Origin of the sequence: Nocardia sp. NPDC058633, assembly GCF_042717045.1 — a bacterium.
Taxonomy (GTDB): Bacteria; Actinomycetota; Actinomycetes; order Mycobacteriales; family Mycobacteriaceae; genus Nocardia.
Window position 1 is genome coordinate 39,357 of record NZ_JBHXRA010000008.1, and the last position, 23,847, is coordinate 63,203.

Consider the following 23,847-nt stretch of genomic DNA (forward strand, 5'->3'; position numbering starts at 1 on the left):
ATGCCCACCCCCACCACCGACCGGGTCATCGACGTCGCGGACCTGCGAAAGACGTTCGGGCGCTTCGCCGCGCTCGACGAACTCGACCTGCACGTCGCCACCGGCGAGATCCACGGCTTCCTCGGCCCCAACGGCGCGGGCAAGTCCACCACCCTGCGAATCCTGCTCGGAGTGCTGCGCGCGAGCGGTGGCCGAGCCGAGGTCTTCGGCCGCGACCCGTGGACCGACGCGGTCGACCTGCATCGCCGGATCGCCTACGTCCCCGGGGATGTCACGCTGTGGCCGTCGCTGTCGGGTGGGGAGACGATCGACCTGCTCGCCCGCATGCGCGGTGGCCACGACGACGCGCGCCGCGGTGAGCTGATCGAACGCTTCGAACTCGACCCGACCAAGAAGGCGCGCACCTATTCGAAGGGCAACCGGCAGAAAGTCGCTCTGGTGTCGGCCTTTTCGGCGAACGCCGACCTGCTGATCCTCGACGAGCCGACCTCGGGTCTCGATCCGCTCATGGAGCGGGTCTTCCAGGACTGTGTGCGCGACGCCGCGGCACGCGGTGCGACAGTGCTGCTGTCGAGCCACATCCTGTCCGAGGTCGAGCACCTGTGTGACCGGGTGACGATCATCCGGGCCGGCCGCACCGTCGAATCCGGCTCGCTCGCCGACCTGCGCCACCTCAGCCGCACCGCCATCACCGCCGACCTGATCGGCGATCCCGGAGACGTGAGCGCGCTGCCCGGCGTCGCCGATGTCGAACGCGATGGCTCGACCCTTCGCTGCGAGGTCGATGCCGACCATCTCGGCGACCTGATCCGGGTTCTCGGCGACGCGGGCGTGCGCAGCCTGACCAGTGCGCCACCGACGCTCGAGGAGCTGTTTTTGCGCCATTACCACGTCGACACCGCCGAGAAGGTGCACGCATGACCGCCATCGCCGCCGGTGCGCGCGTCGCGGCGACCTCGCGCACCGCGGGCGAATTCGCGGGCACCGGCCAGATGCTGCGCCTGTACCTGCGCCGCGACCGGGTGGTGGCGCCGCTGTGGTCGCTGCTGATCGGATCGATGCCCGCCCTGCAGATCGTCTCGATGAAGGACATCTATTCCACCGGAGCACAACTCGACCAGTTCGCGGCGACCACGGCGGCGAGCCCCGCGCTGATCGCCATGTACGGACCGGTTTTCAGTTCGGCACTGGGTTCCATCGGCACCTGGAAAGCCGGGGCGATGTACGCGATGATCGCGATCGCGGCGGTACTCACGATCATTCGCCACACCAGGGTCGAGGAGGAGACCGGGCGCGCGGAACTGGTGGGCGCCACCAGCATCGGCCGGTTCGCCGGCCTGACCGGAGCGATCCTGCTCACCTTCGGCGCGTCGGCAGTGGCCGGAATCACCTGTGTCGCTTCACTGATGGCCACCGGCCTACCCGTCGCGGGCTCGGTCGCCTTCGGTGCCGCGCTGACCGCGTCGGGTGTCATGTGGGGTGCCGTGGCCGCTGTCACCGCTCAGGTGAGCACCGGAGCCCGGCTCGCCCGTGGCATCGCGCTCGGTCTGCTGGGCGCGGCGTTCGCGGTTCGCGCGGTCGGTGACGCGGGAAATGGTGTGCTGTCCTGGTTTTCGCCGCTGGGGTGGTGCCTGCAGATCCGTCCGTTCGCCGACGAACGCTGGTGGGTTCTGCTGCCTTCTGCCGCCCTCGGCGCGGGGGCGACACTGATCGCCTATCGGTTGCTGCGGACTCGCGATATCGGGGCAGGGCTGCTGGCCGACCGCCCCGGACCTGCGGCGGCCGGCGCCGCGCTGACGGGACCGGTGGGACTGGCCTGGCGATTGCAGCGGGGTTCGCTGCTCGCCTGGACAACCGGATTCGCGCTGTACGGTCTGCTCATCGGTGGTGCGGTGAACAGCATCGGCGGCATGCTCGACGACAGCGGCACGATGCAGGACGTGATCACCTCGCTGGGCGGGTCGGCGGATCTGGAGAAATCGTTCATCGCCTACGCCGTCACCATGCTGGCCGCCGCGGCCGCCGCCTACTCGGTGTCGGCCGTGCTGCGGCTGCACGACGAGGAGAACTCGGGCCGCGCCGAGCCGGTCCTGGCAGCGGCTGTCGGGCGCGTGCGGTACGCGTCGAGCCACCTGCTGTTCGCGATCGCCGGGCCCGCCGTGGCGCTGCTGGCCGCCGGACTCGCGATCGGCATCGTCTGGGGCGCCACCGAAGGCGACATGGCTAGCAAGCTCGCTCACTCCGTGGGCGCGGTCGCGGTCCAACTTCCCGCCGTGTGGGTGGTCACCGCCATCGCGATGCTGCTGTTCGGCGCGCTTCCCAGGTACGCGTCGCTGGCCTGGGGCGTGCTCAGCGCGATGATCGTGATCTTTCTGCTCGGCTCACTCGGCACCTTTCCACAGTGGATCCTCGATCTGGTCCCCTTCGTTCATCCACCGAAGCTGCCCGGCGCGCCCTTCGATATCGCCCCGGTCGCCTATCTGAGCGCCCTCGCGGCAGCGGGAATCCTGCTCGGGCTCAGCGCATTTCGTCGACGCGACCTGCGCTGACCGGTCGCGGGATCAACCCCGGCCGAGCCGGGACGGTGAGATCCACTCGCCGTCCCGGCCTCAGTAGGCGCCGTCGCCGCGGGTGACCGCCCCGACCGTGCGCGCGATCAACGCCAGATCCAGCACCATCGACCAGTTCTCGACATAGGACAGGTCCAGTCGCACCGAATCCTCCGGCGACAGATCAGATCGTCCACTGACCTGCCACAACCCGGTGACACCCGGCTTCACCAGCAACCGCCTTCGCATCTCCCCGTCGTAGCTGTCGACCTCCCGCTGCACCTGTGGCCGCGGACCGACGACACTCATGTCCCCGCGCACCACGTTGAAGAACTGGGGCAACTCGTCGAGGCTGTACTTGCGCAGGAACCGGCCGACGGCGGTCACCCGGGGATCGTCTTTGACCTTGAAGAACAGCGGATTTCCCCCGTGCCGCTCGATGAGCACCTCGACCGCGCTGTCGGCGTCGACGAGCATGCTGCGGAACTTGATCATCCGGAACGGAATGCCGTCGCGCCCGATCCGCTCCGACAGGTAGAACACCGGCCCCGCGCTCGTCATCTTCACCGCGATCGCGATGGCCGCCAGCATCGGCGCGATGAGTACCAGCACGGTGACGGCGAAACACAAGTCGAACAACGCTTTACGGCTCGACTTGGCCCGGCCGTAGCGCGGCGGGTCGATATGCAACATCGGCATCCCCGCGACGATCCGGTTGGTCAACCGCGCTCCCGCGATGTCGACGACACCGGGCGCCACGATCAGGTCGACGCCGAGTGGGTCCAACGCCCAGGCCATCCGACGCAATTCGGCGGGCCCGAGATGATCGGTGGCGGCCACGGCCACCGAATCGGCACCGCTTCGGCGCACCGCCTCGAGCACCGAGCGATCGTCGCCGAGTACCGACGGCCCCTCGGTCGTATCGAACTGTGGGCCGGGCGATCCCGCGGGCACGCACACCCCGACCACGCGATATCCCGAGCCGGGATCACCGGTGAACGCGGACGCCATGGCCTGCGCGGCCTCGGGCGAACCGACGACGAGGACCGCCGTATGGCACCGCCCCTGGGCGCGCCACCGGCGCAATCGCCAGCGCCACGCCAGACGTCCCGCGACCAGCGCGAGCAGTCCGGCGGGCAACGCGATGGCGAGGTAACCCCGTGCGACTTCGACCCGGAACAACAACGCGAGGATCGCGAGCACACCGAACAGTCGCAGGGTCGCCGACACCAGCCTGCGGAACTCCTCGGTGCCGGTGCCGACCACCTGGGGCGTTCGGCTGCCGTACGCGTGCAGTAGCGCCAGCCACCCGGCGGCCAAGGCCAGCGACACCACGGAGTAGCCGACCTCGTAGGGCAGCGGCCATGCCAGCGGCGGTGCGGCCGGCCCGCCGAAGCGGATCACCTGCGCCGCACCGACAGCGCCGAATACCGCGACCACATCGGTCACCACCAAACGCTGGACCAATGCGGTCTGCCAACTCTCGCGCTGCGTACGGCGCAGCACTTGGACACCGTTGACAACATCGACGTCGCCACTACCGGTGAGCTCGTAGCTCATGAACCCACACTCCCCTTCGGGAGACGAATCGTTTTCCGATCCCCATCGATCGGAACGCGGCCGTTGCGGCCGTCCTACTTCCCGTCGATTCGATACCCGCCCGCTGATTGTTACAGACCCCTAGCAGGGGTTCTTGCCGAACCCTCAGCGCCACAACGGCTTCCAGAAGTTAGCCACACCACAGCGCAATCGCAGAGCTATCACAGCGCGGCAATCGCCTTTCGATATGAATGCAGGACAATCACTTTCGCCAGTGATCGGCATCACAGATTAATGAGCAATGGTCGCCCTCGCCGGAAATTAGCCGGTGCTGGTTCGGCCCGGTCGGCCTTCGGAATTTATCACGAAACTACTTATGCCCGTTTTGATTCAGGACGCCCCGAAGTGCCCGACCGCTGTAACGTCTGAGCCCGCCGGTCCGACTTCCGGCATGACCGGCACGAGCCGTGACAGCTTTTGGTGAACATGTAAGAAGATGGGGCTCCGCGTGCAGTGTCGACTCTGTGAATCCGAACGGCTCACGAGCGTGCTCGACTTGGGCGCCACCCCACCGTGCGAGAGTTTCCTCGCCGTCGACGAGCTCGATCTGCCGGAGACGACCTATCCGCTGCATCTGCGCCTGTGCGAGGACTGCCTGCTGTTGCAGATTCCCGCGCTGATCACTCCCGAGGACACGTTCACCGAGTACGCGTATTTCTCCTCGTTCTCCGACAGTTGGGTGCGCCACGCCGAACAGTTCGTCGCCACCACCGCCGAGCGGCTCGGCCTCGGTCCCGACTCGTTCGTCGTCGAGGTGGCCAGCAACGACGGCTACCTGTTGCGCCACGCGGTGGCCCGCGGCATCCGCTGCCTCGGTATCGAGCCCTCGGTCAACGTCGGTCGGGCGGCCCGCGAGGTCGGCGTGCCGACGGAAACGGCGTTCCTCGAACCGGAATCGGCCGCACGGGTTCGTGCCGAGCACGGTCCGGCCGATGTGGTGGTCGCCAACAATGTCTACGCCCACGTGCCCGACCTGCGCGGCTTCACCCACGCGCTGCGCACCCTGCTCAGCGATGACGGCTGGTGCAGCATCGAAGTGCACCACGCGCTGAACCTGGTCCAGCTCGGCCAGTTCGACACCATCTATCACGAGCATTTCCAGTACTACACGGTCCATTCCGCGCAGCGCGCGCTGGCCGTCGCCGGCCTCACCGTTGTCGATGTGGAGCGGCTCGACACGCACGGCGGCTCGATTCGGCTGTGGGCCCGCCCGGACGCCGTCGCCGAACCGACCGCCCGGGTCGGCGAGGTCCTCGACCTCGAGCGCGCGGCGGGCCTGCACGAGCCCGCCGGTTACGCCGCGCTCGGTGCTCGCGCCGCATCGGTGCGCCAGGAACTGCTGCGTTTCCTGCTCGACTGCCGTGAGGCAGGCAAGCGGGTGGTCGGCTACGGCGCCCCGGGCAAGGGCAACACGCTGCTCAACTACTGCGGTATCCGGCCCGACCTGCTCGAGTACACCGTGGACCGCAATCCCTACAAGCACGGCCGCTACACCCCCGGTACCCGGATCCCGATCCATTCGCCGGAGCGCATCGACGCCGACAGGCCCGATGTGGTGCTGGTGCTGCCGTGGAATCTGGAAACCGAGATCACCGCCCAGCTCAGCCAAGTCGGCGAGTGGGGTGGCGAACTGATCTATCCGCTGCCTGTGCTGCATCGCGGCACCCCGATCAGCGAGCCGGTCGCGGCCGGCGCACACTCCGAACGAAGGTGAACGAACCGATGAAGGTCGTGCTGTTCTGCGGCGGATACGGCATGCGCATGCGCGGCGGATCCGACGACATCGTCCCCAAGCCGATGCAGTTGGTCGGCCCGCGTCCACTGCTGTGGCATGTGATGCGCTACTACGCGCACTACGGCCACAAGGAATTCGTGCTGTGTCTGGGCTACGGCGCCGAACACATCAAGAACTTCTTCCTCACCTACCAGGAGTCGGCGTCCAACGACTTCGTCATCCGCAACGGTGAAGTGGAGTTGCTCGGCAGCGATATCGGCGACTGGTCGATCACCTTCGTCGACACCGGCGTCGAATCCGCGATCGGGGAGCGCCTGCGCCGCGTGCGCGAGCACCTCGACGGCGACGAGCACTTCCTGGCCAACTACGCCGACGTTCTCACCGACGCGCCGCTGGACACCATGATCGAACGCTTCCACGCCTCGGGTGCGGCCGCGTCGATGATGGTAGTGCCGCCGCAGTCCTCGTTCCACTGCGTCGACATCTCACCGACGGGCGAGGTGAAGGAGATCGTGCCGGTGGCGCAGATGCCCCTGTGGGAGAACGGCGGCTACTTCGTGCTGAGCCAAGAGATCTTCGATCTGTTGCCGCCGGGCGGAGATCTCGTGGCCGACGCGTGCGGTGCCCTCGCCGGGCAGGGCAGGCTCTTCGGGTATCAGCACATGGGCTTCTGGAAGCCCGCCGACACTTTCAAGGAGCGCGCCGAACTCGACGACGCCTACCGCAACGGCGCTCGGCCGTGGATGGTGTGGGACCGGCAGTGATCGGACTGTTCACCCGCCCGCCGCGCCGGATCGCGGTGCTCGGCGCACATTGCGACGACATCGCGATCGGTATGGGCGCCACACTGCTCGCGCTCACCGGTGCCGACCCCGAGGTCGAGGTGCGGGCGCTGGTGCTCTCCGGCGGCGGTACCGCACGCGAAGACGAGGAGCGGGCAGCGCTGACCGCGTTCTGCTCGGGCACCAAGCCCGAGCTGCGAGTTCTCGACATCCCCGACGGCCGCGCACCGGCGCACTGGGACCGGATCAAGGACGCGTTGGCGGCGTTTCGTCGAGGCGGCGAACCCGAGGTGGTGTTCGCACCGCATCGTGGCGACGCCCACCAGGACCACCGCCTGCTCGCCGAACTGGTGCCCACCGAGTTCCGCGATCACCTGACCCTGGGTTACGAGATCCTCAAATGGGAGACCGACACCCCGACGCCCACGCTCTACCACCCGTTGAGTCATGCACTGGCCCAACAGAAGTCACGACTGCTCCACGATCACTATCCGTCGCAGACCGGCCGCGACTGGTTCGACGAACAAGCCTTCCTCGGGCTGGCCCGGATGCGTGGCGTGCAGTGCCACGCACCGTATGCCGAGGCTTTCGTGCTCGACAAAGCGATCATCAGATGGGAACAGACGTGAACATGCGGGTACTGGTCACCGGACACCAGGGCTATCTCGGGACCGTGATGGTGCCGGTGCTGCTGGCGGCGGGCCACCGGGTCACCGGCCTGGACGTCGGCTATTTCGCCGACTGCCTGCTCGGCGAATTCGCCGGTGATCCCGAAGGATTGGCGGTGGACCTGCGCGAGGTGAGCGTCGATCAGCTACGCGGCTTCGACGCGGTGATCCATCTCGCCGCCTTGTCCAACGATCCCCTCGGCGCCCTGGCGCCGGAGATCACCTACGACATCAACCACCACGCGTCGGTGCGCCTGGCCCGCCTCGCCAAGGAAGCCGGGGTCACCCGGTTCCTCTACGCGTCCACCTGCTCGGTCTATGGTGCCGCCGGCGCCGACCTCGTCACCGAGGACGCTCCGCTGCGCCCGATCACGCCGTACGCCGAGAGCAAGGTACGCGTCGAAGACGATGTGGCCGCCCTCGCCGACGACGACTTCGTTCCGGTATTCCTGCGCAACGCCACCGCTTTCGGGTTCTCGCCGCGACTGCGCGCCGACATCGTGCTCAACAATCTGGTCGGTTACGCGGTGCTCACCGGCGAGGTGAAGGTGCTCTCCGACGGCACCCCGTGGCGCCCCCTGGTCCACGCCGCCGATATCGCCGCCGCATTCGCCACCTGTCTCACCGCACCCGCCGCCGATGTCTCGTGCCGGGCGTTCAACATCGGCACCGAGGTCAACAATCTCACCGTCGCCGAGATCGCCGCCTCGGTGGTCGAGGCGGTGCCGGGCTCACGTCTGCTGATCACCGGCGAGAGCGGCGCCGACCCGCGGTCCTACCGGGTCGACTTCTCCTACGCGCGTGCGGTTCTCGGCTTCGAGGCGCAGTGGACGGTGCCCGCGGGTGCGGCCGAACTGTGCACCGAGTACACCGCGCGCGGGCTCACCTCCGAGGCGTTCTTCCGCCGGTTCACCCGGCTGCCACATCTGCAGGGCCTGTGCGATTCCGGGGTGCTCGACGCGCAGCTGCGCCGGATCAGTGCGTCGGCGTCAGCGTAGCCAGCAGCGCGGGCCAGCTCCCGGCTCGCGCGTCGCGCGCGGAGACCGGGCCGACGGGCAGTGGCCAGTCGATGGCCAACTCGGGGTCGTCGTAGGCGACCCCGAGGTCCTCGGTGGGATCGTGCGGACGGTCGATGCGATAACAGACGTCGGCGATGTCGGTGAGTGCCTGGAATCCGTGCAGGAAACCCGGCGGCACGTACAAGTGGTGGAACTGCTCGTCGTCGAGTCGAAAGGCTTGGCGCGCACCGAAAGTCGGCGAACCCGGACGAATGTCGACGAGTACGTCGTGGACGGCTCCGTGTGCGCAACGCACCAGCTTGGCCTCGCCGCGCCCGCCGCGACCGTGCATGCCACGAATCACCCCGCGCACCGACCGCGACTGCGAATCCTGCACGAAGCTCGCCGCCGCGCCCGGCACCCCGAGATGGGCGTCGAACTCTCCCGCGTCGAAAGTGCGGGTGAACAACCCACGCTCGTCCCGGAACGGTTCGGGAACGAGTACCACCACGTCGGCCAATTCGGTCCGCTCGATACGCACGAGGACATCCTGCCATGACCCGCCGATGCCGTGGCTGCGCGAAGACAGCGCTCACTCCCGTACTCGACCTGGGATCGGTCCCGGCGGCGGACCACTTTCCGCCACGTGACACTCCGATCGCCGCCACCGAGTCCGGCCATCCGTTGCGGATGGACCAGTGCACAGCATGCGGACTGGCCCAACTCGCCGACGACGACACCGTCACCGCCGAACCCCGCGGCATCGAACCGCGGGCACTGCGCGAGCAGGCCGCCGAGGCGGTGGGTCTGGTGCACGCCGCCGGACTGCTGCACGGTTCGACGGTCACCGAATTCGGCAGCCCACACGGCGGCACCTGGCTGCCCTTGCTCGCCGCCCGCGGCTTCACCGAGAACACCGACGGACCGGCCGATGTGGTGCTCGACTGCTTCGGCATCATGCACGAACCCGATCAGCGGGCGGCCTTCGCGGCACGTGCCGCGGCGACGGCCCCCGATGGTGTGCTGCTCGTGCAGTACCACTCCCTGGCTGCCATCGTCGCGCAGGGCCAGTGGAACGCTCTGCGACACGGACACTTCGCGTACTACTCCCTGTCCACATTGCGCGCCCTGCTGCGGGCTGCGGGAATGAGTGTGGTCACCGCCTGGGAGTTCGACCTCTACGGCGGCACCGTGCTGGTCGCGGTGCGCCACGGCGAGCACACTCCGGACGCTACGGTCGACGACCTGCTCGCGACCGAAGCCGATGCGCTGCGCTCCACCTCCGAGCTGCAAGCCATGGTCGACCGCCATGTCCGCGCCCTGCGCGCATGGCTGGAAAGTGGTGCCGCACACCATCATCGAGTCTTCGCCTACGGTGCCGCGTCTCGGGCGGTTGCCCTGCTGAGCATGGCGGGCGCGCACCGTGGCCTGCTCGCCGCTGTCGCCGATGCCTCGCCCGGTAAACAGGGCCGTCGGATGCCCGGCACCGATGTGCCCATCATCTCCCCCACCGACCTGGTCGCCGCCGAACCCGACCTTGTGCTGCTGACGCTGCCGGACCTGTTCGCCGAAGTGAGCGACCGACTGCCCGCACTGGACGGCCGATGGATGATCGACGACCCCGGGGGCCCACGTCGGCCATAGTCACCCTCGACGGCCTTATCCCACGCGCGGGCATCTCGCCGCAGGCTTCGGCCCCGGCATCCAGGAGGTCGAGGTCGCCGGTGGTGAAATCTCCGGAGCCGAAGGCGTACTGGGCCTTTCGGGCTTCCACTGCTCGATCTGAACCCCGGGCGGCCTGGTCGTCACCACGGGGTGCCGACCAGGCCCCACGCATCCAGCTCTGCCGCGATATGGCCGCGGAGTTCAGCTTGGTCGCCGAAGTAGTCGGGGTGGATGCCGAAGAACGTGATGGTCAGCTTGTCGTCGTACTCGACAGCCCACGCCGCGACGGCGGGGCCTTGACGGCGACGCTCGGCAGCGTCGCGTCCCTGCATGATCGCGCGGATGGCGAAGGATTCGGCGCGCCGACCACCGATCTCGATGGCGCTGTCCGGGGCCGCACCGAGGTTGGAGACGGTGGTGTCGGGGCCTGCGATCGAGCGCATCATCTTCCTGATCACGCCGTTGGGCAGCAGACGCACGACCGGCTGGAGGTTGTCGGTCAGCTTGTCCTGACCGGACGTCGCGTAACGGGTGAACGCCGCTTTGCTCAGTGCTCTGATTTCCCGCAGGCCCGCCTCGGGCGAGATCTCGTCGGGCACCCGGATCCACACTCCGCCGGATGCGTTGGCGCGGTCGTCGCCCTCTTCTCGGTTGCTCACCGCGATGCAGACCCGCAGCCCGTCGGGCCCCACTGGATAGCCGGAGCGCTGCACCAGACCGCCGAGTATCGCGGTGAACAGCGTATTTCCGGTGCCGTCGAACCGGCGCGCTCGTTCGGCCCAGCGGGCGCGATCGACGTCGACGATCGCGAGGGTGGTGCCAGGGCCGTCGGTCGCCGGGTCGATCGTGCGCGGCGTCCGCTTCGCGGCCGGAGGGCGGTCGTTGCGAGTGCGGATGAGTTCAGCGCCGATCACCCGAGCCGCCGCGGCCGCCGCACCGAGTTGAGCGAGGGCGTCCCGTGTGTCGGCTCGCCACCGGGGCCTGGCCAGTACCTCGGCTTCGAGGGGCAGGGTGCTCGCAGAACTGCCCGCGTGGGCTGCCGCCAGTGCGTTGTAGAGGCCCTGACCGTCGGCGACCATGTGGGAGATCAGCAGCGAGAGCACGAACCTGCCCGAGTCGGTGCGCACCCCGACCAACTGCCATCCCCGACCGCCTACGGGATCCAGGTCGGCGGTACGCAGAGTGCGATCCGCCCATGCGCCGATGTCGGCATCGGCGATCGAATTCGGCTCGACGCACAGCAGGGGCGGATGCGGGGAACGCACCCACCGGTGTCGCGCGAACGGAACCACGGCGCGAATCATCTTGCGGCTCAACGACCCAGCGGCCAACTGCTCGCCGAACCGTTCGAGTTCCGCGAGCTCGGGCTCGCTACCGAACACCCAGGCATACTGGATGGGCGCCGACCAGCCGAACAGGTCCTGCGCCAGTAGATATGACTCGTCTGCCCCGGCAACACGGTTCATTTCGTCAGGCTAACCAGGTAGGCGTGGTCCCGCATCCCGACGACCCGTGATAGCGACGTTCACCACATCCGGTACTCGAGACTCCACCGATCGAGTTCACCGGACAGTAGCCCGCGCAACGCATCGGAGTCGGGGAAGCGTTCCTCGTCGAACGCCGCGACCGAGAACGTCCACGTGTCGCCCGCGCGAACAGCCCAGGACTGCAGGCCGTCACCGAATCGGTACGGCTGGGCCGGGTCGACTCCCTGCGCGATGCCACGGAACGCGACAGCGGTGGCCGTCACTGCACCGACGGAGCGCAACCCCTGCCCGAAGTCACCGAGATTCGACGCCACCGCGTCCGGCATTCCCGAGCCTGCGGTGGCGGCGCGAACGACCAGCGTTGTCGGCAGCAACGACACCAGGGGCAGCAGATGGACGTGCGCGGCGCGCTGCCCCGCCGACAGTCGCGCGAACGCCTCCTTGCAGCGGCGGCGTAGCCGAGCGAGGTCTCCCCCGGTGACCAGTTCGTCGGTGACGAGCACCGAGACACCGGCGGTCGCGTTGCCACGATCGTCGTGCTCGGTGCGCCTGCTCACGGGGATGCCCACTTTCAGCGGCCCGCCATCGGCGTACCCCGAGGCACGCAGGGCGCCCGCGAGCACCGCGACGAAGAGCGTGTTGGCGGTACCGCCGTACCGATGTGCAACCGAATCCCAGTGCGCCGCATCGACACTGACCGTCGTCCACGAGCACTGCGCCCGGGGAGATCGCAGGTGTGCCGGGGCCTTCACCGGTCGACCGTGCGATTCTGCGCGCGCGGTCGGCCCGTGCTCGGTAGAGCTCGGGGGGTGCCCGATCTTGCTCGAGGATCGCCCGCCGGGGCGATCGCGACCCAGAAGCGGCACTCGATTGCGGGCCAGCGTGGCTACCGCCAGTGCGACGCCGCGCCCCGCCTCGGCGACCTGACGGAGGCCGTCCGCCGCATCTTGTAGGCGCGAGCCGACCGAGTCGAGCAGGGTGGCGTTCCCAGCGACATCGGTCGGGCGACGCACCGCGTCGGCACCGGACAGCGGGTCGAAGGCAGTGTCGGCGAGTGCGGCCATCGCGGCGGCGACCATCGTGCGGCCGTCCGCGACCAGATGGAGGGCGGTCAGCGACAAGACGAAGCCACCGTCATCGACGGCAACACCGCGAAGCCGCCAGGCGGGCCCCCGTTCCGGGTCGAGCGGCGTGTGGTAAAGCTCTGTCCCTGACCAGGTTTCGATGCCGCCGGACTCGATGGGTGTCGCGTCGATCGACAACTCGGGCGCGAAGTCGGCGTGCACCCAACGAGGCCTGGCGATCGGCACACCCGCCCTGACCAGGCGCCGATTGAGCACACTGTCGCGTAAACGTTCGTTGAACGCCACCAGGTCGACCGGATCAGGCCGTGCCGGGAAACGCCAGAGGATCTGCAGCACGACCGACCAGCCGAACGCCTCTCGCACCAGCCAATACGTACTGTCCTCCGATTGCATCCGCAGCACCGCGGCCATCAGTGTCGCTCCCGCGACCGGAGGTGGGCCTCGGTGCGCTCCTCGACCAGATCGGCGCAGCGAGCGACCGCTTGTTCGGGCGTGATGAGTTCCCCCGCGACCTGCTCGGCCCGCCGTGCGCACTCCGGCGTGAGCACAGTGTTCAGCTCGGCGACCAGGACATCAGCGGTCAACCCCTTCAATCGCACCGATGCGCCGACGCCGTGCCGCACACATTGCGCGCCCCAGTACGGCTGATCCGATCCCACCCAGCACACCAGGCTCGGAATACCCGCCCGTAATGCCGCCGCAGTGGTCCCGGCGCCGCCGTGGTGCACGGCGGCCCGGCACAACGGCAGGATCTGTTCGTGATCGAGTGCGCCGACAACCCGCACGTTCTCGGTGTCGGACGGCGCCAGATCGGCCCAGCCGGTGCTGATCAGCGCACGCACGCCGAGCCGCTCGCAGGCCGTGACGATGGCAGACACCACCGCCGTCGGGTCCGGGACCGGCATGCTGCCGAACCCGAAATAGACCGGCGCCGTACCGATCCGGATCCAGTCGAGCAGTGCGGCATCGCCGGTGTCGGCCCCGATGCGACGGCGTTGTTCGCCCGCCAGTCCGAGGAAGCCGACGAAGGGACGGTCAGCGGACCACTCCGACACCAGTTCCGGGCACAGCGATGGATCGTAGGCCTGGATCTCGAGTCGGTCCCGCGGCGAGCGCTCGACCGCGCCCTCGATGCCGAGTGCACGGCGCAAGGCGTTCTGGCGATCGCGGGTCAGCACCCACATCGCGGTATCGGTGAGCCACCAGCACGCCCGGTTGAGCACCGGCGGCAGCCCCGACATCGCCGCGGGCACCGGCGACACCGTGCTGTTGGGTCGAATGGGCGCGTGGTGTACCGAGATACACACCGCGTCAACGGATTCGGCGAACGGCGCCGCGATCTGTTCGGTCACGAATCCGGTGAGGATCGCGTCAGCACCGGTTCCGAGCGCGGCCATGTCCGAGACCGCCTGCGACCAGCCGAGGTCGCGGATCTCGGTGAACGCCCGCCACCGTTGCCGAGGCCCACCGGATCGCATTCTCGTTCGCACCACCTCGGAGTTCATCAGCGCGTGGGTGTCGTAGCCGAACGGCTCAGCCGACAACCCCGCCGCGGCCACGAACTCACACAGGTTCGGCGGTGCGCCCACGACCACATCGTGGCCGCGGCGGGCCAACTCGGCGCCGATGACAACAGCGGGCTGGATATCTCCCCGAGTTCCATTGAACGCAAGTAGAAACCTCGACATAGCAGCACGGTAGGCGAGACATACAGCAATGGACCAGCATCCGGGCCTCGCTTGTGACATGAACCACCCGACTCGGATTTCAGCGCGCGCACCCGGCGACATTCTGATTACGGTGGTCTCCTCGACCCTGGTAGCCGTACTGCGAGGAGCTCGATGAAATTAGTTCTCGCGTTCACCGGCAGTCGCGGTGACGTTCAACCGGGCCTGTCGCTCGGCGTGGAATTGCGGTCCCGTGGTCACGATGTGACAATGGCGGTTCCGCCGAATCTGACCGAATTCTGTCGCCGTGCCACAATATCGACGCGGGAATTCGGGACCGATACCAAAGAGTTGCTCGATTCGGCGCTGGTGTCGAGCAAGCTGAAATCGGCCGATCCGCTGACCCGGCTGCGCGCGATCGCCGAGATCAGTCTGCGTGACGGCCGCCGAGTCCAGTCCGAACTCATGGACCTCACGGCAGGCGCCGACGCGGTGATCGGTGGCAGCGTCGGGCAAGAGCGGTTACTGAATGTGGCTACGGCACGCGGCATTCCCTATGTTCCGGTGCACTACTGCCCGTTGCGTCGCAACAGCGTCGCGTCGCTGCTGCCCTTCGACCGCGCACCAGGGCGCGCGCACCGACTCAGCTGGGCGGCCCTCGAGCAGCTGACCTGGCTGGCGACGCGCTCGGCCGAGCGAGAACTCGCCGCCGACCTCGGCCTGCCACTGCCGTCGAGTCCCCCCGCTACCCGGATCACCGGAACGGGTACGCCCGAGATCCAGGCCTATGACCCCCTGATGTTCCCCGGCCTGGCACAGCAATGGGGGCATCGCAGGCCACTGGTCGGCTTCCTCGATCTGGCCCCACGAACACGTGCCCAGATCGGTGACGCCGATGACGACGTCGGGCTGGAGGGCTGGCTCGACTCCGGAACGCCACCGCTCTACGTCGGTTTCGGCAGTATGTCGATCGCCGACCCACAGCGGCTGGCTCGAACATTCCTCGACGTCGCGACCGAGCTGGGTGTGCGGCTACTCGTGGCTACCGGATGGAGCGAGTTCATGGCGGATGCGGTCGGCGCCGATGTGCGCGTGGTCCGCACGGTCGACCATGCCACGGTGCTGCCGCGGTGTGTCGCGGCCGTGCATCACGGTGGCGCCGGTTCCACCGCGGCGGCCCTGCGCGCACGGATCCCCGCACTGGCATGCTGGCTCGGCGCCGACCAACCGATGTGGGGTCGCCGACTTCATGCGCTCGGAGCGGGAACCTCACTGCCGGCTGCCAGGGTCGACCACGTCTCCCTCGCCCGCGCCCTGCGTCGACTCCTCGAACCCGAATGTGGCGCTGCCGCACAGGTACTCGGTTCAGCGATGATGACGCCCGCCGCCGCTGTGCACGCGGCGGCCACCCTCATCGAAGACTCCGTCCGCACCCCCGTCGATACCGGTACGCCCCGTGGAGGAAACCGATGAACGCGTTGACACTGTCCGTGGTGATACCCGCCTACAACGAGGAGCAGATCATCGACGAGTGCCTACGCCGCCTGGCCGACCAGCGCGCGCACATCACCGAAGTCCTCGTCGTCGACAACAACTCCACCGACGGAACGAGCGCGATCGTCGCCGCACACGCCGTGCGGTGGCCCGCGATCCGCCTGATCCACGAAGCCGAACAGGGGCTGGTCCACGCGCGCAATCGCGGCCTCGACGCTGCGGACGGCGAGTTGATCGCCCGCATCGATGCCGACACCCTCGTTCCGCCGGACTGGGCTCGGCGCGTCGTCGAGTTCTTCGCGGACGATCACGAGGGCTACTGGGCCGCGGCCTGTGGCCGCGGACAGGCCTACGACCTGCCCTATGGCGACACCGTCGGCGCCCTGCGGCAGCGGTGGCGGACCAGGAGAAGGAGCCAGGTAAAGCAGGTCCCGGTGCTCTACGGCTCGAATATGATTCTGCGACAGGACACGTGGGCGGCGATTCGGGACAAGGTGGCCATGCGCCGCGACGTCTTCGAAGATGTCGACACCGGCCTGTGCGTCACCGAGATCGGTGGCCGCAACGCATTCCTGCCCACCATCACCGTCGGGGTCGCGCCGCGGCGCATGGAGACCGGCATGGCGTCGTTCGCGCGGTACATGTCCTGCCTGCCACGCACGCTGATCCTGCACCGGCGCTACGGCCTCGCCCTCGGCGCGGCGGTGCTGTATCTGCCGCCGATCTTCGTCGTGCACGCCGCACGGCTGGTCCTGCTGCGCACCTACGACGCGAAGACGCGCCGATTCGATCCCGCCAACCTGTTCCGCAAGACCGTCGATCGCGTTGCGCCGTAAACTCTTTCGTGCGGTCAGGCCCGTCGCATGTATACGCGAACGGTCAGCGGCGCCAGCACGGCGATCACCACCGCCGCACCGAGCAGCGAGATCCCGATCTGCGCGCCGAACCGGCCCTCGGTCAATTCCCGCACGGCTGTGACCAGGTGCGAGACCGGGTTCACCCCGGCGAAAGCCTGCATCCATCCCGGCATCGTCGACACCGGTACCAGCGCGTTGGACACGAATGTCAACGGCATCAACACCAGCATCGACACGCCCTGCACCGTCGACGGTTTGTCCATCAGCACACCCATGAGGGCGAATATCCAGCTCAGCGCGAATGCCACCACCATCACCAGCAGACACGCCACGGCCAACCCGAAAGGACTCGCGGGCCGATACCCCATCGCCAGCCCGACCAGCACCGTCATCGTCGTCGCGACCGCGTAGCGCACCATATCCGCGAGCAACGAGCCGGCCAGCGGCGCGACCCGTGCGATCGGCAACGCCCGAAAGCGGTCGAAGACCCCCTTGTTCATGTCCTCGCGCAACTTCACCCCGGTGTTGACCGAGGCGGCCACCGCGACCTGCACGAGCACACCCGGAACCAGCGTTGGCAGATAACCGGTGACCGTCCCGGCGATCGCGCCACCGAAGATGCTGGAGAACATCACCGTGAACACCACCGGCAGCGCGACGACGTCGAACAGTTCCTGCGGGTTGTGCCTGATCTTGAGCAGCCCGCGCCGCGCCATCGTCGCCGCCTGGGATACCGACTCCGACAACGAGATACGGCGGGCCTGCGAGCCGGTCGACTCGGTGGCCGTCGTCATGCCGGCTCCGGCACGCGCTGGGTTCCGCTCGCTCCGGTGATCGCGAAGAACACCTCGTCCAGGCTCGGTGGCGCGACGCCGAGCTCACGCACCTCGATCCCGGCCTCGCGCAGCGCGATCAGCAGCTCGGGCAGTGTCGTCGTGTCGGTGGCACTCATCCGGATACGCCCTTCCTCGGCGGTGACGACCCCTTCGGAGCCGCTGAATCGGTGCACAATGGCCGCGGCGGTGGCCAGATCGGTGCGATCCACACGCAGGGTCAGCGCCGCCGCGCCGACCGCGGTCTTGAGCTCGTCAGCGGTGCCGTCGGCGACGACCCGACCGTGGTCGATCACCACGACGTGATCGGCGAGCGCGTCCGCCTCGTCGAGATACTGGGTGGTCAGCAGCACGGTGGTGCCCGTGGCGACGAGGTCGCGCACCGTCTGCCACATCTGCGCGCGCGTGCGTGGGTCGAGGCCCGTTGTCGGTTCGTCCAGGAACAGCAGCGGCGGGCGGGCGATCAGACTCGCGGCGAGATCGAGCCTGCGCCGCATACCTCCGGAGAAGTGGCGGAGCGGCCGTCGGGCCGAATCCTGTAGCCCGAATTCGTCGAGCAGTTCGTCGGCACGGTGCGCGGCGCCTGCGCCGGACAGCCCCAGCAGCCGCGCGAAGATGGTCAGGTTCTCCCGTGCGGTGAGGTCTTCGTCGACCGAGGCGTACTGGCCGGTGACGCCGATCAGCGACCGAACCGTGCTCGCGTCGCGGACCACGTCATGACCGAATATTCGGGCGCTGCCCGAGTCAGGGCGCAGCAGGGTGGCGATCATCCGGACCGTGGTCGTCTTTCCTGCCCCGTTCGGACCGAGGACCGCGCAGACCGTGCCTGCCCGCACCGTCAGGTCGATGCCGTCGACCGCCCGAAACGCGCCGAAGGATTTCGTCAATTTCCTGGTTTCGATCGCCGATTCGAATGCGGCCATCGTCGTCTCCTCATCGGTGTGGGAGTGCGGTCGCACCACTGCGAACTGTTGGCAGCCTATGTTCTTCGCGAAGTCAGCGGCAACCCCAAGGTGACACGCGACGCCACAGTGACTCGACCCGACCGCACTACTACCCAGCTCCGAAATACTGTGTTCATAGACCACTCATCTGCCGGAAACGTCGAAATCTACTGACACCGACCAATAACGCGCCAACCACCTGATATATCCGGATGGAATCATCGTGACCAAGGCCACGGCGAACCGGCAGGAACTATCTTCCCGCTACATCTACGCTCATTTCATGCCCTTATGGGCCAACGCCGTTGGTGCGAGCAACGTCGATGTTGCGCCGCCCTCGAGCGAGCGTGCGGATTCACAGTGTTTTCAGCTTTCGGTCAGCAACATGGTTGGAGCGCGTTCGTATGGAATTCACAGAGCTAGCCGATTATCCGCTTCCCGCGGGCACAGTCATCGAATGGATACCGGTCACCAGCGCGACAAATGTCTGGGAACCGGACGATCGAGCTTTGAGTCATCTGCACGAGGAGCACTGCGTGCGCTCGGTCGGATCCGCCGGGGGCGAGAGTTCCTGGCTCGGCACGATCTTCGAGATACCGTTGCCCTTCGACGAGGGCGCCGTGCGTACGACGCTGCGGCAATGGATGGCACGACACGACGCCTTCCGCACCACGGCCGCGGCCGACGAAGCGGCGGACGAACAATTCCTGCGCTACACCTGCCGCGCCGACGATGTCCAGGTCGCGGCCCGCCACGTCGGGCACCTGCGCAGCGGAACCCGGGTGTATCAGCACCTCTCCGATTTCTTCGGCTCCCGCCTCTCGCCGACCGAGTGGCCGCACTGCCTCGTGGCCACTGTCAGCGATACCGATTCGACCGAGGGGCCCGGCTTCCTGCTCGTGTTCGGTGCCGATCATTCGGTGATGGACGCCTACTCGATGATGTTGGCCATCAGCGAGATCCAGCGCATCTATCGCTGTGAAATCACCGGGGCGTCTGCCGAACTGCCCGAGGTCGGCAGCTATATCGACTTCGGCGCGGACGACCGCGCGGTGGGTTCGGCGATGACCGCGGACCATCCCGCGGTACGGCACTGGGGGCAGTATCTGCGCCGGGAGGGCGGGCGATTTCCGGCTTTCCCCTTGCCGATCACACCGCGAGCCGCCACGGATTACAGCACGACCGGCCGAGATTCATCGCACCGGCGCACCCCGCCGCGCAGCACACTGCACCAAAGCGGTCTCTCGTCCTGGGTACTCACCGCCCAGCAGGCCGAACAGCTGCAGACACGCAGCCGCGCGGCGGGCCACTCCACCCAATCGGCGGTCTTCGCCGCACTCGCCGCGACCCACAGGGTGCTGGTCGGTGCGCGGCCGCTGCGCTGCGCGATGCCCGTCCACACCCGCCATACGCCCGAGCACGCGCATGCGATGGGCTGGTACGTCGGGCTACTGCCGTTGGAGATCGACCACGCCGGCGCCGACTCGGTCGACGAGTTGCTCGCGCGCACCACGGTCGCCATCAACTCGATGAAATCACTGGCCCGCTTCCCTTTTCCGCGGATCGCCGCCCTGCTCGACAGCACCGAGGTGCCGCGATTCGTCGTGTCCTATGTCGATGTCCGCTTCGTGCCCGATGCCGCGCAGTGGCAGCAGTGGGGTGTGCGGCCGTTGCGCAGCGGTGAGCAATCCGACGACGAGGTCTACCTCTGGATCGCCCGCTCTCCGGGGGGAATCGCCGTGTCGGCGAGGTTTCCGAGCAACGAGGTCGCCGCCGCGAATGTGCACCGCTTCATCAGTACTTTCACCGCCATGCTGTCGACGGTGGCCGAGGACGGGACGCTGGTCGATCGGCGCACCGATGTCGCCGCGGCGGCAGGGTGAGGCACTGATGATCATCACAGCACTGCGTAATTGGCGGCCTGCGGCAGGTGAGCTGGTCGAATGGCACCCGACCGAAGACGCGCTCCGAGCGGCCGGTGCCGCCGGGGCCGACCCTGATCCGGGAACCTTCCTCCAGGACAACCACATTCGTGGGATATGGGCGAAGAGCTGTGCTGCCGCACCGCATACCGCGTATCTCGCGGTGACCACCGAAGTGGCGGGCGACCTCGACGCCGAGGCGATGAGTCGCGCCCTGCAACGGTTCGTCCGCCGGCACGGTGGGCTGCGGACCTGGTTCACGACCGACGGCACCACGGTGACCCGCAGCAGTATCGCCGCCGACGAGGTCGTATTCCAGGCGAGCAGTGTCGGCGAGACCGCGGGCGAGGAACAGTTCCGGGACTACGCGCTCGCCCGGATATCGTCGCAGGCGCTGGCGACTTCCTGGCCGGGGTTCGTTCTCGGAGCCGTCACCAGGGCGGCTTCGTTCACCCTCTACTACGCCTGCGATCACGCACTCAGCGACGGCGCTTCGCAGGCCTTGGTGCTCACCGAGATACTCGACTTCTACGACAACGAAGCGTCCGGACATGCGCTCGGGCCCTATACGAGCGCGCCGACCGGCGGGTTCCCCGACTACGCGCGCGCCGAACACGACCTCGCGCGGTCGTTCGACCGGTCGAGTCCCGAGCTCGTCGAGTGGGTGCGCACCTTTCGGCACCACGGCAACACGATGCCGCGCTTTCCACTCGACCTGGGTCTGGCACCGGGCGAGACCGCGCCGATGTACGGCATCGAGTTCGACCTACTCGACGGCGCGGGTTCGGCAGCCTTCGCCGACGTCTGCCGGGCCGCGGGAGGGCGATATCTGGCAGGCATTCTCGCGGCCGTGGCGGTCACCGATCTCGAAATGGCCGGTCGCCGCGAGTATTACGGGATGACGGTGATGAGCACGAGGGGGCTCGGAGACTTCCTGCTGACCCAAGGGTGGTTGTGCAATTTCGCACCGTTGAGCTTCGTCGTCGAGGGCTGCGCTTCGTTCACCGAGCTGGTAGCCCGCGCCAACGACGCCTACGACCGCGCGATCCGGCTGTCCGCCGCACCACTGTCGTCCGTGCTGGCTACCCTTCTCGCCTCGGGCGCAGATCCCAGCGACGTGCTGACAACACCGAATATGCTGTCCTACATGGATTTTCGACGGTTTCCGGGTGCGGGCACGGCGCCGTACGAGCGTGGAATGCTGTTCACCGGCGAGGGCGAGACGGCCAACGCGTCGATGTGGTTCAACCGCGATTCCCGCCATCTCTACCTCGGCTGCCAGAGCCCGTCGACACCGTTCGCCCAGCGACAACTCAGGCGCTACCACGCCCACCTGCGCACCGTCTTCGCCACCGTCGCAACGGACGGAGACTATTCGATCACGCCCGACCGGGAGATAGCCGATGCACGTCACCACGGTTGATCGCTACACCCCGGAGCCGGGCACCTTCCTACACTGGACGGTGCCCGCCGATGATGGTGCGGCGGTCGAGTCACCGATCCCGCCCTCGTTCAACCAGCTCGTACATCTTGCCGGCGCGCAGTCCGGAAGCATCTGGTTGGCAGCGACTTTCGATGTCACGGGTCATGTGGATCGAACCCGGCTCGCCACCGCCTATTGCGGATTGATCGCCCGCCACGGCACCCTGTGCAGCTCGTTCACCGCGACTCCGGCGGGCCCACGCCGAATGTCGCGACCGGCGCCGGCGACGTTGGAGCCCCAGCCCGATATTCCACACCGATCCGCCACATCTTTGCGCGAGACCCTGCGGCGCCACAGCGATATCAGGTGCGCGCCGTTCGCCGAGCGGGCGTATCTGCTGGCGGCGATCGATCGACCACACAGCTCCACGATCGTGTGCGCGTTCGACCACGCGCACGTCGACGCGTACTCGATCGCCATCATCATCGAGGACCTGCGCCGGCTCTACCACGGGGTCGAAACCGAAACACTGCCCGCTGCCGGGAATTTCGTCGACTACTGTGCGATTCCGGTCGAATTCCGGCCCGATGATCCGCGAGTGGACGGTTGGCGCGAGTTCTTCGGCGACCAGGGCGTGGACCCGCCGTCGTTCCCGCTCGATCTCGGACTGGAACCAGGCCGACGTGTACCGCAGGCCGTCGAGCTGCGTCGATTGCTCTCGGCCGATGCCACCGAGGCCTTCGAAGGCTTCTGTGGCACGCACGGTGCGGGACTGTTCGCTGGTGCGCTGGCGGCGCTGGCCCACAGCGTTCGGGCGGCCGGGGGCGGGCACCGGCTGCGGTTGCTCTTTCCGCTGCACACGCGCCACGATCCGCAGTGGCACAACGCCGTCGGCTGGTTCACCACCAACGCGCCGGTCGCCGTGGAGGCGACGCCTGACTTCGCCGCCACCGTCCGCGGCGCACAGGCCTCGGTGCGCGCCGCCATCGAGCTGGGCACCGTCCCGCTCGCCGAGACCATTCGTGCGCTGGGCGGTTTGCGCCCCTCCCGGGCCGACATCTTCATGGTGTCCTATGTCGACTATCGGCGGCTGCCCGGCGCCGACACCCACCGCGCTGTCAACGCGACCCACATCTCCAACACCGGCTTCGCCGACGACGTCCAGTTGTGGTTCTCACGCAGCGACGACGGCTTGGCGCTGCGTGCCCGCTACCCATCGATCCCCACCGCACACTCGGTGGTGCGTGCCTTCCTCGACGATGTCGAACAGCGGCTTCGGGTCTAGCCGCCGGGACGAACAGCGACCGCACCGAGAGTCCGCACCCTGACCCGCTCCATGATCTGGCCGACCAGGCGCAGGTCACCGGTGAGCACGTCGGCGCGGGTGACCAATTCGGGGTGGTCGGCGACGAGGCGATGATGGAAGCGGTACATATCGGTGAGCTTGGACCTGGTGGTGGTACGACTGCACAGGTTGAACGAGGAGTTTCGCCACGCGGCGACGATCCGGTCCATGCCGACGAAATGACCGCCGGTGGCGACGCGGGCGAACAGGTCGACGTCCATCGGGAACACCAGATCGGGGCGCAGGCCACCGACGCGCCGATAGTCGGCCAGCCGGAACATCGCCGCGGCCGTTGGACCGAATTCGGCAGGCCCGCGGCGCACGATGACCTTGGCCAGTTCGCGTGGCGTGCGTCGGCCGAGCAGGCCAGGCAGGCCGAGGTCGGTCTCGAGCAAACCGCCCTGCTCGTCGATCACATCGAAACGTCCCGCGCAGATCGCGACCGACGAGTCGGCCATCAGCGCCCACTGTTCGGTGAGCGCTCCGGGGCGCAGGATGTCGTCGGCACACACCACTTTCACCAGGTCACCGGATGCGGCGCGGATGACCCGGTCCCAGTTGGCCCCGATCGGCAGCACCGACTCGTTGCGCAGCACCCGCACCCGGGGGTCGCCGGTGGAGCGGGCGATCTCACCGGTGCTGTCGGCGCTGGCATTGTCGAGGACGAGCAGTTCGAAGTCGGCATCTTCGGCGAGCACCGATTCCAAGGTCACCGCGAGCGTCCGCTCGGCGTCGTAGGCAGGCACACACACCGTCAACGCGGAAACCACTGTCGCACTCCCTATCACCGAGGT

Annotated in this window: 20 protein-coding genes; 12 read left to right on the forward strand and 8 right to left on the reverse strand. The window is 67.8% G+C overall.

Going from position 1 to position 23,847, the window contains the following annotated elements; all coding sequences use genetic code 11:
* Nucleotides 1-921, forward strand: a complete 921-nt coding sequence (locus ACFWUR_RS11970; protein ID WP_378905855.1) for an ATP-binding cassette domain-containing protein — start codon at nucleotides 1-3, stop codon at nucleotides 919-921.
* Entirely contained in the window at nucleotides 918-2,549 is a 1,632-nt protein-coding gene (locus tag ACFWUR_RS11975) for an ABC transporter permease (protein WP_378905857.1), read from the forward strand. Before ACFWUR_RS11970 ends, ACFWUR_RS11975 begins: the two co-directional genes overlap by 4 nt.
* Nucleotides 2,550-2,609: 60 nt before the next feature.
* Here ACFWUR_RS11975 and ACFWUR_RS11980 read toward each other — a convergent pair whose 3' ends face one another.
* Nucleotides 2,610-4,109, reverse strand: a complete 1,500-nt coding sequence (locus ACFWUR_RS11980; protein WP_378905859.1) for a sugar transferase — start codon at nucleotides 4,107-4,109, stop codon at nucleotides 2,610-2,612.
* Nucleotides 4,110-4,596: 487 nt separating this feature from the next.
* On the opposite strand from ACFWUR_RS11980, the gene ACFWUR_RS11985 reads away from it, so the two are divergent.
* The 4 genes from ACFWUR_RS11985 to ACFWUR_RS12000 are packed head-to-tail and all read left to right on the forward strand — an operon-like array spanning nucleotide 4,597 to nucleotide 8,331.
* Nucleotides 4,597-5,862 (forward strand): methyltransferase domain-containing protein, encoded by a 1,266-nt coding sequence (locus ACFWUR_RS11985; RefSeq protein ID WP_378905861.1) that lies wholly within the window; start codon nucleotides 4,597-4,599, stop codon nucleotides 5,860-5,862.
* Nucleotides 5,863-5,870: 8 nt separating this feature from the next.
* Entirely contained in the window at nucleotides 5,871-6,647 is a 777-nt protein-coding gene (locus tag ACFWUR_RS11990; protein ID WP_378905863.1) for a glucose-1-phosphate cytidylyltransferase, read from the forward strand.
* Nucleotides 6,644-7,294 (forward strand): PIG-L deacetylase family protein, encoded by a 651-nt coding sequence (locus tag ACFWUR_RS11995; RefSeq protein WP_378905865.1) that lies wholly within the window; start codon nucleotides 6,644-6,646, stop codon nucleotides 7,292-7,294. Before ACFWUR_RS11990 ends, ACFWUR_RS11995 begins: the two co-directional genes overlap by 4 nt.
* A gap of 2 nt (nucleotides 7,295-7,296) precedes the next feature.
* Nucleotides 7,297-8,331, forward strand: a complete 1,035-nt coding sequence (locus ACFWUR_RS12000) for an NAD-dependent epimerase/dehydratase family protein (protein ID WP_378906356.1) — start codon at nucleotides 7,297-7,299, stop codon at nucleotides 8,329-8,331.
* On the opposite strand, the gene rfbC is transcribed toward ACFWUR_RS12000, so the two are convergent.
* The gene (rfbC, locus tag ACFWUR_RS12005) at nucleotides 8,309-8,872 is read right to left on the reverse strand and encodes a dTDP-4-dehydrorhamnose 3,5-epimerase (RefSeq protein ID WP_378905867.1); all 564 of its coding nucleotides are present in this window, start codon (nucleotides 8,870-8,872) and stop codon (nucleotides 8,309-8,311) included. The two genes, ACFWUR_RS12000 and rfbC, sit on opposite strands and share 23 nt — an antisense overlap.
* A gap of 14 nt (nucleotides 8,873-8,886) precedes the next feature.
* On the opposite strand from rfbC, the gene ACFWUR_RS12010 reads away from it, so the two are divergent.
* Entirely contained in the window at nucleotides 8,887-9,975 is a 1,089-nt protein-coding gene (locus ACFWUR_RS12010) for a class I SAM-dependent methyltransferase (RefSeq protein ID WP_378905869.1), read from the forward strand.
* 161 nt (nucleotides 9,976-10,136) lie between these two features.
* Here ACFWUR_RS12010 and ACFWUR_RS12015 read toward each other — a convergent pair whose 3' ends face one another.
* The 3 genes from ACFWUR_RS12015 to ACFWUR_RS12025 are packed head-to-tail and all read right to left on the reverse strand — an operon-like array spanning nucleotide 10,137 to nucleotide 14,256.
* The gene (locus tag ACFWUR_RS12015) at nucleotides 10,137-11,462 is read right to left on the reverse strand and encodes a hypothetical protein (protein WP_378905871.1); all 1,326 of its coding nucleotides are present in this window, start codon (nucleotides 11,460-11,462) and stop codon (nucleotides 10,137-10,139) included.
* A 59-nt stretch (nucleotides 11,463-11,521) separates the two neighbouring features.
* On the reverse strand, nucleotides 11,522-12,979 hold the full coding sequence (locus ACFWUR_RS12020) for a hypothetical protein (RefSeq protein WP_378905873.1): 1,458 nt from the start codon (nucleotides 12,977-12,979) through the stop codon (nucleotides 11,522-11,524).
* A complete protein-coding gene (locus ACFWUR_RS12025) occupies nucleotides 12,979-14,256 on the reverse strand; it encodes a glycosyltransferase (protein ID WP_378905874.1) in 1,278 nt (425 codons plus the stop codon). The genes ACFWUR_RS12020 and ACFWUR_RS12025 overlap by 1 nt, the downstream gene beginning before the upstream one ends.
* A 153-nt stretch (nucleotides 14,257-14,409) precedes the next feature.
* On the opposite strand from ACFWUR_RS12025, the gene ACFWUR_RS12030 reads away from it, so the two are divergent.
* Complete coding sequence (locus ACFWUR_RS12030) at nucleotides 14,410-15,708, forward strand: glycosyltransferase (RefSeq protein WP_378905875.1); 1,299 nt, start codon at nucleotides 14,410-14,412, stop codon at nucleotides 15,706-15,708.
* Complete coding sequence (locus tag ACFWUR_RS12035; protein WP_378905877.1) at nucleotides 15,705-16,565, forward strand: glycosyltransferase; 861 nt, start codon at nucleotides 15,705-15,707, stop codon at nucleotides 16,563-16,565. The genes ACFWUR_RS12030 and ACFWUR_RS12035 overlap by 4 nt, the downstream gene beginning before the upstream one ends.
* A gap of 14 nt (nucleotides 16,566-16,579) precedes the next feature.
* Here ACFWUR_RS12035 and ACFWUR_RS12040 read toward each other — a convergent pair whose 3' ends face one another.
* Nucleotides 16,580-17,380 (reverse strand): ABC transporter permease, encoded by an 801-nt coding sequence (locus ACFWUR_RS12040; protein WP_378905879.1) that lies wholly within the window; start codon nucleotides 17,378-17,380, stop codon nucleotides 16,580-16,582.
* Nucleotides 17,377-18,342, reverse strand: coding sequence for an ATP-binding cassette domain-containing protein (locus ACFWUR_RS12045; RefSeq protein ID WP_378905881.1), 966 nt, complete (start codon nucleotides 18,340-18,342; stop codon nucleotides 17,377-17,379). Before ACFWUR_RS12045 ends, ACFWUR_RS12040 begins: the two co-directional genes overlap by 4 nt.
* Nucleotides 18,343-18,872: 530 nt before the next feature.
* Between ACFWUR_RS12045 and ACFWUR_RS12050 the strand changes: the two genes are divergently transcribed.
* The 3 genes from ACFWUR_RS12050 to ACFWUR_RS12060 are packed head-to-tail and all read left to right on the forward strand — an operon-like array spanning nucleotide 18,873 to nucleotide 22,993.
* Nucleotides 18,873-20,246, forward strand: a complete 1,374-nt coding sequence (locus tag ACFWUR_RS12050) for a condensation domain-containing protein (protein WP_378905883.1) — start codon at nucleotides 18,873-18,875, stop codon at nucleotides 20,244-20,246.
* Between the two features lie 7 nt (nucleotides 20,247-20,253).
* Complete coding sequence (locus ACFWUR_RS12055) at nucleotides 20,254-21,708, forward strand: condensation domain-containing protein (RefSeq protein WP_378905885.1); 1,455 nt, start codon at nucleotides 20,254-20,256, stop codon at nucleotides 21,706-21,708.
* Nucleotides 21,689-22,993 (forward strand): condensation domain-containing protein, encoded by a 1,305-nt coding sequence (locus ACFWUR_RS12060; RefSeq protein ID WP_378905887.1) that lies wholly within the window; start codon nucleotides 21,689-21,691, stop codon nucleotides 22,991-22,993. Before ACFWUR_RS12055 ends, ACFWUR_RS12060 begins: the two co-directional genes overlap by 20 nt.
* Here ACFWUR_RS12060 and ACFWUR_RS12065 read toward each other — a convergent pair.
* Nucleotides 22,990-23,823 carry a glycosyltransferase family 2 protein gene (locus tag ACFWUR_RS12065; RefSeq protein WP_378905889.1) on the reverse strand — a complete coding sequence of 278 codons (834 nt, stop codon included), beginning with the start codon at nucleotides 23,821-23,823 and terminating at the stop codon, nucleotides 22,990-22,992. The genes ACFWUR_RS12060 and ACFWUR_RS12065 overlap by 4 nt on opposite strands.
* Nucleotides 23,824-23,847 lie beyond the last annotated feature (24 nt).

What these genes read in the sequence shown, in the direction of transcription:
- ACFWUR_RS12045 (WP_378905881.1), bottom strand. Translation starts at nt 18,342, where the DNA reads ATGGCCGCATTCGAATCGGCGATCGAAACCAGGAAATTGACGAAATCC.
- ACFWUR_RS12000 (WP_378906356.1), top strand. Translation starts at nt 7,297, where the DNA reads ATGCGGGTACTGGTCACCGGACACCAGGGCTATCTCGGGACCGTGATG.
- ACFWUR_RS12040 (WP_378905879.1), bottom strand. Translation starts at nt 17,380, where the DNA reads ATGACGACGGCCACCGAGTCGACCGGCTCGCAGGCCCGCCGTATCTCG.
- ACFWUR_RS11970 (WP_378905855.1), top strand. Translation starts at nt 1, where the DNA reads ATGCCCACCCCCACCACCGACCGGGTCATCGACGTCGCGGACCTGCGA.
- ACFWUR_RS12060 (WP_378905887.1), top strand. Translation starts at nt 21,689, where the DNA reads ATGCACGTCACCACGGTTGATCGCTACACCCCGGAGCCGGGCACCTTC.
- ACFWUR_RS12010 (WP_378905869.1), top strand. Translation starts at nt 8,887, where the DNA reads ATGACCCGCCGATGCCGTGGCTGCGCGAAGACAGCGCTCACTCCCGTA.
- ACFWUR_RS12020 (WP_378905873.1), bottom strand. Translation starts at nt 12,979, where the DNA reads ATGGCCGCGGTGCTGCGGATGCAATCGGAGGACAGTACGTATTGGCTG.
- ACFWUR_RS12030 (WP_378905875.1), top strand. Translation starts at nt 14,410, where the DNA reads ATGAAATTAGTTCTCGCGTTCACCGGCAGTCGCGGTGACGTTCAACCG.
- ACFWUR_RS11975 (WP_378905857.1), top strand. Translation starts at nt 918, where the DNA reads ATGACCGCCATCGCCGCCGGTGCGCGCGTCGCGGCGACCTCGCGCACC.
- ACFWUR_RS11990 (WP_378905863.1), top strand. Translation starts at nt 5,871, where the DNA reads ATGAAGGTCGTGCTGTTCTGCGGCGGATACGGCATGCGCATGCGCGGC.
- ACFWUR_RS11980 (WP_378905859.1), bottom strand. Translation starts at nt 4,109, where the DNA reads ATGAGCTACGAGCTCACCGGTAGTGGCGACGTCGATGTTGTCAACGGT.
- ACFWUR_RS12055 (WP_378905885.1), top strand. Translation starts at nt 20,254, where the DNA reads ATGATCATCACAGCACTGCGTAATTGGCGGCCTGCGGCAGGTGAGCTG.
- ACFWUR_RS12015 (WP_378905871.1), bottom strand. Translation starts at nt 11,462, where the DNA reads ATGAACCGTGTTGCCGGGGCAGACGAGTCATATCTACTGGCGCAGGAC.
- ACFWUR_RS12035 (WP_378905877.1), top strand. Translation starts at nt 15,705, where the DNA reads ATGAACGCGTTGACACTGTCCGTGGTGATACCCGCCTACAACGAGGAG.
- ACFWUR_RS12025 (WP_378905874.1), bottom strand. Translation starts at nt 14,256, where the DNA reads ATGTCGAGGTTTCTACTTGCGTTCAATGGAACTCGGGGAGATATCCAG.